This window comes from Achromobacter sp. 2789STDY5608615 (assembly GCF_001298995.1).
Classification (GTDB): Bacteria; Pseudomonadota; Gammaproteobacteria; order Burkholderiales; family Burkholderiaceae_B; genus Achromobacter; species Achromobacter insuavis.
In genome coordinates, this window is sequence record NZ_CYTY01000025.1 from 1 (window position 1) to 7,473 (window position 7,473).

At 69.5% G+C, this 7,473-nt stretch carries 9 protein-coding genes; 8 read left to right on the top strand and 1 reads right to left on the bottom strand.

The window, feature by feature from the left end:
- The first annotated feature begins 64 nt into the window (after positions 1-64).
- Genes AOZ49_RS20470 through AOZ49_RS20485 form a run of 4 tightly spaced genes read left to right on the top strand, consistent with a single transcriptional unit; the run spans position 65 to position 3,263 of the window.
- A complete protein-coding gene (locus tag AOZ49_RS20470; RefSeq protein WP_054433789.1) occupies positions 65-679 on the top strand; it encodes an SCO family protein in 615 nt (204 codons plus the stop codon).
- A 21-nt stretch (positions 680-700) separates the two neighbouring features.
- Positions 701-1,735 (top strand): COX15/CtaA family protein, encoded by a 1,035-nt coding sequence (locus tag AOZ49_RS20475; RefSeq protein ID WP_054433791.1) that lies wholly within the window; start codon positions 701-703, stop codon positions 1,733-1,735.
- A 13-nt stretch (positions 1,736-1,748) separates the two neighbouring features.
- Positions 1,749-2,639 (top strand): heme o synthase, encoded by an 891-nt coding sequence (cyoE, locus tag AOZ49_RS20480; protein WP_006392377.1) that lies wholly within the window; start codon positions 1,749-1,751, stop codon positions 2,637-2,639.
- Positions 2,640-2,657: 18 nt separating this feature from the next.
- Complete coding sequence (locus AOZ49_RS20485) at positions 2,658-3,263, top strand: SCO family protein (protein WP_049070643.1); 606 nt, start codon at positions 2,658-2,660, stop codon at positions 3,261-3,263.
- Positions 3,264-3,302: 39 nt separating this feature from the next.
- On the opposite strand, the gene AOZ49_RS20490 is transcribed toward AOZ49_RS20485, so the two are convergent.
- A complete protein-coding gene (locus AOZ49_RS20490; protein ID WP_054433793.1) occupies positions 3,303-3,524 on the bottom strand; it encodes a DUF3717 domain-containing protein in 222 nt (73 codons plus the stop codon).
- A gap of 131 nt (positions 3,525-3,655) precedes the next feature.
- Between AOZ49_RS20490 and AOZ49_RS20495 the strand changes: the two genes are divergently transcribed.
- The 4 genes from AOZ49_RS20495 to AOZ49_RS20510 all read left to right on the top strand — a co-directional run.
- Positions 3,656-4,321: an outer membrane lipoprotein gene (locus AOZ49_RS20495; RefSeq protein ID WP_054460579.1), complete on the top strand. Its 666-nt coding sequence runs from the start codon at positions 3,656-3,658 to the stop codon at positions 4,319-4,321.
- A 43-nt stretch (positions 4,322-4,364) separates the two neighbouring features.
- Entirely contained in the window at positions 4,365-5,144 is a 780-nt protein-coding gene (locus AOZ49_RS20500; protein ID WP_054477434.1) for a PhaM family polyhydroxyalkanoate granule multifunctional regulatory protein, read from the top strand.
- A gap of 63 nt (positions 5,145-5,207) precedes the next feature.
- Positions 5,208-6,581: a bifunctional UDP-N-acetylglucosamine diphosphorylase/glucosamine-1-phosphate N-acetyltransferase GlmU gene (glmU, locus tag AOZ49_RS20505; protein ID WP_054433798.1), complete on the top strand. Its 1,374-nt coding sequence runs from the start codon at positions 5,208-5,210 to the stop codon at positions 6,579-6,581.
- Positions 6,578-7,473, top strand: an 896-nt coding sequence (locus AOZ49_RS20510; protein WP_231690403.1) for an MFS transporter, incomplete at its 3' end; no start/stop codon positions are given. The genes glmU and AOZ49_RS20510, both read left to right, overlap by 4 nt.

Below are 7,473 nucleotides of genomic sequence, written 5' to 3' on the forward strand. Positions count from 1 at the left end.
GACCCGGCGGCCTGAGCGGCCGCCTTTCCCGACAACAGGATTCCGAATCAACGTGGCTCGCGACATGACTGCTTCCCAACCCGCCCGGCGCTCGCTGACGCCCATGGTGCTGGTGTTCCTGTGCACGCTGGCGCCGATCGTGGCGGCCTTCGTGGTCTACATGAATCCGCAATGGTGGCCGGCCGACGCCAGCAACTACGGCCAGCTGGTCGAGCCGCAGCGGCCCGTGCCGGCGCCCGCGGCGCTCAAGCTGACCACGCTGGACGGCAAGCCGTTCGACCTGCAGACCTTGAAGGGCAAATGGCTGCTGGTCGCGGCCGACGGCGCGGCCTGCCCGGAAAGCTGCGCCCGCAAGCTCTACATCACCCGCAACACCCACGCCAGCCAGGGCAAGAACGTCGACCGCCTGGCGCGGGTCTGGTTCATCACCGACGACGGCCCGGTGCCGGACAAGGTGCTGGAGGCCTACCAGGGCACGATCATGCTGCGCGCCGATCCGGACCAGCTGGCGCGCTTCCTGCTGGCGCGCGACGCCGCGGCCGGCCAGCCCGGTTTGCAGGCGCCGATCTGGGTGATCGATCCCCTGGGCAACCTGATGATGCAGTATCCCGCCGACGCCGACGGCGTGAAGGTGCGCAAGGACATCAGCAAGCTGGTCTATAACTCGCGCATCGGTTGAATCGGTATTTAGTTGATTTCCATGGAACGCATCAAAGCGCGGTATCGCAAACTCGTCTTCTTCACCTGGTTCCTGACGCTGGACCTGATCATGTTCGGCGCCTTCGTGCGCCTGACGGACTCGGGCCTGGGCTGCCCGGACTGGCCCGGCTGCTACGGCAGCGTCACGCCGCTGGGGGCGATGGGCGATATCCACGAGGCCTCGCAGGCCATGCCGTTCGGGCCGGTGACGCTGTCCAAGGCCTGGATCGAGATGATCCACCGGTACGTCGGCTCGATCCTCGGCATGCTGATCATCGGCATCGTCTACATGGCCTGGCGCTACCGCCGCGAACTGGGCCGCTCGCCGGCCCTGGCGGTGACGACGCTGGTGGCCGTGTGCGTGCAGGGCGCGTTCGGCGCCTGGACCGTGACGCACAAGCTGATGCCCGCCGTGGTCACGGCGCACCTGGTGTTCGGCCTGTCGGTGCTGGCGCTGATGACCTGGCTGTCGGCGCGCGAACGCCCGCACCATGCGGTGGCCGCCGCGGCGCGGCGCTTCAAGCCCTGGGTGATCGGCGGCTTCGCGCTGCTGCTCATCCAGGTGACGCTGGGCGGCTGGGTCAGCACTAATTACGCGGCACTGGCCTGCATGGATTTCCCCATGTGCCACGGCAAATGGGTGCCGGACATGGACTTCCATGGCGGCTATTCGATCATCCGCGGACTGGGCGAACTGCCGTCCGGGGAAATGATCTCGCAGCCGGCGCTGACGGCGATCCACTGGGTGCACCGCAATTTCGCCTTCGTCGTGTTCGCCTACCTGGGCGTGCTGGCCTGGCGCCTGCGGGCCGACCGCGGCCTGCGCGGGCCGGCCACGCTGATGCTGGCGCTGCTGGGGGCCCAGTTGCTGACCGGCCTGACGACGATCTTCTTCCAGTGGCCTTTGTTGATCGCGGTGCTGCACAATGGCGGGGCCGCCGGCCTGACGCTGGCCGCGGTGGTCCTGATGGTGCGCCTGTCCACTGCGGGCGGGGCGCCGGCCGGGGGCTACGGCCCCAATTCGGTGCGCGTTTAAAATAGGGTGCATGATGACCAGTCTTGCCGCTCCCCAATCCGGATTGCTCCGCCAGTATTTCGTTCTCACCAAGCCGCGCGTCACCCAATTGGCGGTGTTCTGCGCGGTGATCGGCATGTTCCTGGCGGTGCCGGGCGTGCCGGACATGCGCCGCGTGCTGTTCGGCACCCTCGGCATCTGGCTGCTGGCGGCCGCCGCCTTCGCCATCAACTGCCTGATCGAGCAGGAAGTCGACGCCCGCATGCTGCGCACGGCGCGGCGCGCCACCGCCCGCGGCACCATTTCCGCCTTCCAGGTGCTGAGCCTGTCCGGCCTGCTGGGCGGCGCCGGCATGTTCGTGCTGTACACGCTGGTCAACCCGCTCACCATGTGGCTGACCTTCGCCACGTTCGTCGGCTACGCCGTCATCTACACCATCATCCTGAAGCCGCGCACGCCGCAGAACATCGTCATCGGCGGCCTGTCGGGCGCCATGCCGCCCGCGCTGGGCTGGGCGGCGGTGGCCGATTCCGTGCCGGCCGAAGCCTGGCTGCTGGTGCTGATCATCTTCATCTGGACGCCGCCGCACTTCTGGGCGCTGGCCCTGTACCGCAACCATGACTACGTCAAGGCCGGCCTGCCGATGCTGCCGGTGACGCATGGCCAGCAGTTCACCCGCCTGCAGATCCTGCTCTACAGCATCGCGCTGGTCGCCACCACGCTGCTGCCCACCGCGATCCGCATGAGCGGCGCGCTGTACCTGGCGTCGGCGCTGGTGCTGGGCGGCATGTTCGTGTCGTACGCCTGGCGGCTGTACCGCAACTACAGCGACGAGCTGGCGCGCAGCATGTTCCGTTTTTCCATCCTCTACCTGGCGCTGCTGTTCGGCGCCCTGCTGGTGGACCACTGGGTCGCGCTGATCTGACCCCCTGGAGATAAATCGATGTCCGTATTTTCCGCCAGCCGGCGCCTGGCCCTGCGCCTGGCCACGGCCGCCGCTTTCACCGCCGCCCTGGCCGCCTGCGGCGACAACGCGCCCCAATTCAAGGGCAGCGACATCAGCGGCACCCAGTTGGGCCGCGGCCTGGAGCTGTCGGACTACAACGGCAAGACGCGCACGTTGCAGGACTTCGCCGGCAAGGCGGTGGTGGTGTTCTTCGGCTTCACGCAATGCCCGGACGTCTGCCCGACGTCGCTGGCCGAACTGACCGAGGTGATGAAGAAGCTGGGCCCGGACGCCGACCGCGTGCAGGTGCTGCTGATCACCGTCGATCCCGAGCGCGACACGCCGGAAGTGCTCAAGCAATACGTAACGGCGTTCGACCCGCGTTTTCTGGGTTTGACCGGCACGCCGGACCAGGTGAAGAAGGCGGCGGCCTCGTTCAAGGCCTATTACGCCAAGGCGCCGACCAAGGACGGCAACTACACCATGGACCACACCGCGGCGTTCTACCTGCTCGACGGCAAGGGCGAATCGCGGGTGCTGGCCAACAACAACATCGGGGTCGATGCCCTGGTGCACGACATCCAGGCCCTGCTCAAGGGTTGATCGCCGGGCGGCCCGGCGGCGGGCCGCGACCGCGTGGCGCTAGGCGCCGGCTGCCGCGCTCCAGCGGGCCAGCGCATCGCGCGCCTTGTCGCCGAGTTCGGCCGCGGGCAGTTCGCGGCGGTGCGACATGATCATCAAGGCGTAGGGGGCGGCCAGCGCGGCCGCCTCGGGGCACAGGCGTGATTCGTCGCCGACCGACGGCGAGACGTTGCGCCAGTAGTTGATGGCCGCTTCGATCTGGGGCAAGGTAATGGCATCCATGGCCCTATTGTCCACGAATGCCAGGGGCTGTCCAATCGCATTGGTGCAGCAATGAAGCGTCACCATCGCAACATGCCGAAACCGCATCCGGGTGCTATACCACTGCCGGTTAGTAACGATGGAGCATCGTCATGAATAATCCCGTCCAGTCCGATTCCGCCCGCCGCGGCCTGCATCCGCTGGTTTCGGCCGCCGCCATCGCGGTCATCGTCATGTGCTCGGTCGGCGTCGCCGCCGTGCTCGGCTGGCTGCCCACGCCGTCGGCTACGCCGCACCCCGAGGATCCCGCGCTGGCGCAGGCGGGCCCCGAAAACGCCAACCTGGCGCCGGCCCAGCCTGGAGCCCCCGGCCAGCCGCAAGCCCCGGGCGCGCGGCCGCCCGCTGCCCAGGCGCAGCCCCAGGCCCAGGGCCGGCCCGCGCCGGCCGCGCCGCCGGCGGCGCAGGCCTGCCGCACCTGCGGCGTGGTGGAGACCATCCGCCAGGTGCAGGTGCCGGTCAAGGACAATAGCGACCACCTGGTCGGCACCATCGCCGGCGGGGTGGCCGGCGGCGTGGTCGGCAACCAGTTCGGCGGCGGCAGCGGCAAGACCGCGCTGACCGTGCTGGGCGCGGTGGGCGGCGCTTTGGCAGGCCGTGAAGTTGAGCGTAATATCAGGCAGCAACAAACGGTGACGCACTATGAGCTCACGGTCCGCATGAACGACGGCAGCACGCGCCAGTTCCGCAGCGCGCAGCCGTTCGCGTTTGCGTCCGGCGACCACGTGCGCGTGGAGAATAACCAGCTGCTGCCGGGATGACCGTGCCGGCCGGCAGCCCTTTGCGATCTATGGGAAACCAGGAATGAGCGACCAACACAGCAACCCGTTCGTCCTGCCCGGCATGGGCCAGAATGCCGACCTGTCGGGCAATCCGCTGCTGGCCAGCATGGAAATGATGCGCCAGGCCTGGGCCGGCCTGACTGGCCCGGGCGGGTTGGCGAGCAGCCTGCCGATGGCGCCGCCGATGAACCTGGAAGACCTGGACCGCCGCATCGCGGAACTGCGTTCGGTGGAAAACTGGCTGCGCATGAACCTGTCGATGCTGTCCAGCACGATCCAGGGCATGGAAGTGCAGCGTTCCACCATCAGCACCCTGCGCGCCTTCGTCGACTCGGCCGCCAACCTGGACCTGGGCGCCATGCGCGAAAGCGGGGCGGCGTCGCCGCTGGAAGTGGTGCTGGGCCTGAAGCCGGCGCCCGCCGCCAAGAGCGCGCCGAAAGGCGCGTCGCAAGAGGCCGCGGGCGCGGCGAAGGCCGAGGCCAAGGCGCCCGAGGCCGACGGCGGCGCGGCCGGCGCCCAGCCCGGCATGAGCGAGCAGATGGGCGCGGCGGCGCAGTCGGCCTCCAAGGCCTGGTGGGACCTGCTGCAACAGCAGTTCAACCAGATCGCGGCGGCCACGGCCGCATCGATGCCCGGCAGCCAGCCGGCGCCCGAGGCCGACAAGCCCAAGGCCAAGCCGGGCGGCCCGCAGGCCGCGGCCGCCCCGGCGGCCAAGGCCGCCAAGACGGTCGCCAAGCCCGCCCGCAAGACCGCGCGCAAGCCGGCCGCCAAGAACACCGGGCCTGCCGGCGGCAAGCCCTGATTTTTTCAATCCAGATCCGGGGCCGCCGCGTCGGCCCCGGGCGTTTTCGATACACCGGAACTTATGCTTAATGTAGTGATTCTCGCCGCCGGACTCGGCAAGCGCATGCAGTCGGACCTGCCCAAGGTGCTGCACACCCTGGCTGGCAAACCCATGCTGGCCCACGTGCTGGACAGCGCCCGCCAGCTGGAGCCGGCCCGCGTCATCGTGGTGGTCGGCCATGGCGCCGATCGTGTCAAGCAGGCCTTCTCCGGACAGGACGATCTGCGCTTCGCGCTGCAGCAGCCGCAGCAGGGCACCGGCCATGCGGTCCAGCAGGCCGTGCCGCAATTGCTCGAAGGCGATGGCCAGGACGACGTGACCCTGGTGCTGTACGGCGATGTGCCGCTGGTGCAGCCCGAAACGCTGCGCGGCCTGCTGCGGGCGCGCGGCGCCGGCGCGGCGGTGCTGACTGAGGTGCTGGCCGACTCCACCGGCTATGGCCGCATCGTGCGCGACGCCGCCGGCAATGTCTGCCGCATCGTCGAGCACAAGGATGCCTCCGAGGCCGAGCGCGCCATCAAGGAAGTCAACACCGGCATCCTGGTCGCGCCCACCGCCAAGCTCAAGGACTGGCTCTCGCGCATCGACAACAACAACGCCCAGGGCGAGTACTACCTGACCGACGTGGTCGGCCTGGCCGTTACCGACGGCGTGCCGGTGGGCGCGGCCCAGCCGGGCGCGTCGTGGGAAACGCTGGGCGTGAACAGCCGCGTGCAGCAGGCCGAACTGGAGCGCCGCTGGCAGGCCGAGCAGGCCCGCCGCCAGCTCGAGGCCGGCGTGACGCTGGCCGATCCCGCGCGTTTCGACGTGCGCGGCACGCTGACCTGCGGCCGTGATGTGTTCATCGACGTCGGCTGCGTGTTCGAGGGCCGGGTGACGCTGGCCGACGGCGTGCGGGTGGGGCCGCATTGCGTGCTGCGCGACGTGAGCATCGGCGCGGGCACGCAGATCGAGGCCTTCAGCCACCTGCAGCAAGCCCAGGTCGGCGGCGACGCGCGCATCGGTCCGTACGCCCGCCTGCGTCCGGGCGCCGAACTGGGCGATCGCACCCACGTCGGCAACTTCGTCGAGATCAAGAAGAGCGTGCTGGGCGCCGACAGCAAGGCCAATCACCTGGCCTACATCGGCGACGCCACCATCGGCGCGCGCGTGAACGTGGGCGCGGGCACCATCACCTGCAACTACGACGGCGTCAACAAGCACCGCACCGTCATCGAGGACGACGCCTTCATCGGCTCGGACTCGCAGCTGGTGGCCCCGGTGCGCGTGGGCCGCGGCGCGACGCTGGGCGCCGGCACCACCCTGACCCGTGATGCGCCGGCCGAGAAACTGACGGTGTCGCGCGTCAAGCAGCTCACCATCGACGGTTGGCAACGGCCGGTCAAGAAGTCGTGACGCCGCCGGCGTCTGAAACCCCGGCCGGCGGCGCCAGGCCCGCCGCGCCGGACGGCCTGCCGGTCCCGCGCCGCTATTGGGCCGCGGCGACCGTCATGACGGGCATCAGCCTGTCGGTGCTGGACACCACCATCGCCAACGTCGCCCTGCCGACCATCGCCGCCGACCTGAACGCGTCGCCGGCGCAGGCGGTGTGGGTGGTCAACGCCTACAACCTGGCGGTGGTGATGATGCTGCTGCCGCTGTCGGCGCTGGCCGAGCGCATCGGCTTTCGCCGCATGTTCACTTTCGGGCTGGTGCTGTTCACGCTGGCCTCGCTGGGCTGCGCGCTGGCCGGCACGCTGGTGCAGCTGACGCTGGCGCGGGTGTTCCAAGGCGTGGGCGCGGCGACGCTGATGTGTCTGTTCGGCGGCCTGGTGCGCAACATCTATCCGCTCAAGATGCTGGGCCGGGGCATCAGCCTGAACGCCGCCACGGTGGCGGTGATGTCGGTGCTGGGGCCGACCATCGGCTCGGCGATTCTGTCGGTGGCGCCGTGGCCGTGGATCTTCGCGGTCAACCTGCCGATCTGCGTGCTGGCCATGTTCGGCCTGCGTCACCTGCCCGAGGTGCCGCGCAATGACGTGAAGCTGGACTGGATCAGCGCCCTGCTGTGCATGGCGACGCTGGGCGTGTTCATCACCGGCATCGACATGATGGGCGAGGATCTGCTGCGTGGCATCGGCCTGGTGGCGATCGCGGCCGTGGCGGGCCTGGTGCTGGTGCGCCGCGCCAGCCGCCAGCCCGCGCCGCTGGTGCCGGTGGACCTGCTACGCATCCGGCCGCTGGCGTTCGCGGTGGGGGCGTCGGCCTGCACCTTCGCGGCGCAGATGGCGTCGTATGTGTCGCTGCC

Coding starts and splice junctions, on each gene's coding strand:
- AOZ49_RS20470 (WP_054433789.1), top strand. CDS start 65: ATGACTGCTTCCCAACCCGCCCGGCGCTCGCTGACGCCCATGGTGCTG.
- AOZ49_RS20475 (WP_054433791.1), top strand. CDS start 701: ATGGAACGCATCAAAGCGCGGTATCGCAAACTCGTCTTCTTCACCTGG.
- cyoE (WP_006392377.1), top strand. CDS start 1,749: ATGACCAGTCTTGCCGCTCCCCAATCCGGATTGCTCCGCCAGTATTTC.
- AOZ49_RS20485 (WP_049070643.1), top strand. CDS start 2,658: ATGTCCGTATTTTCCGCCAGCCGGCGCCTGGCCCTGCGCCTGGCCACG.
- AOZ49_RS20490 (WP_054433793.1), bottom strand. CDS start 3,524: ATGGATGCCATTACCTTGCCCCAGATCGAAGCGGCCATCAACTACTGG.
- AOZ49_RS20495 (WP_054460579.1), top strand. CDS start 3,656: ATGAATAATCCCGTCCAGTCCGATTCCGCCCGCCGCGGCCTGCATCCG.
- AOZ49_RS20500 (WP_054477434.1), top strand. CDS start 4,365: ATGAGCGACCAACACAGCAACCCGTTCGTCCTGCCCGGCATGGGCCAG.
- glmU (WP_054433798.1), top strand. CDS start 5,208: ATGCTTAATGTAGTGATTCTCGCCGCCGGACTCGGCAAGCGCATGCAG.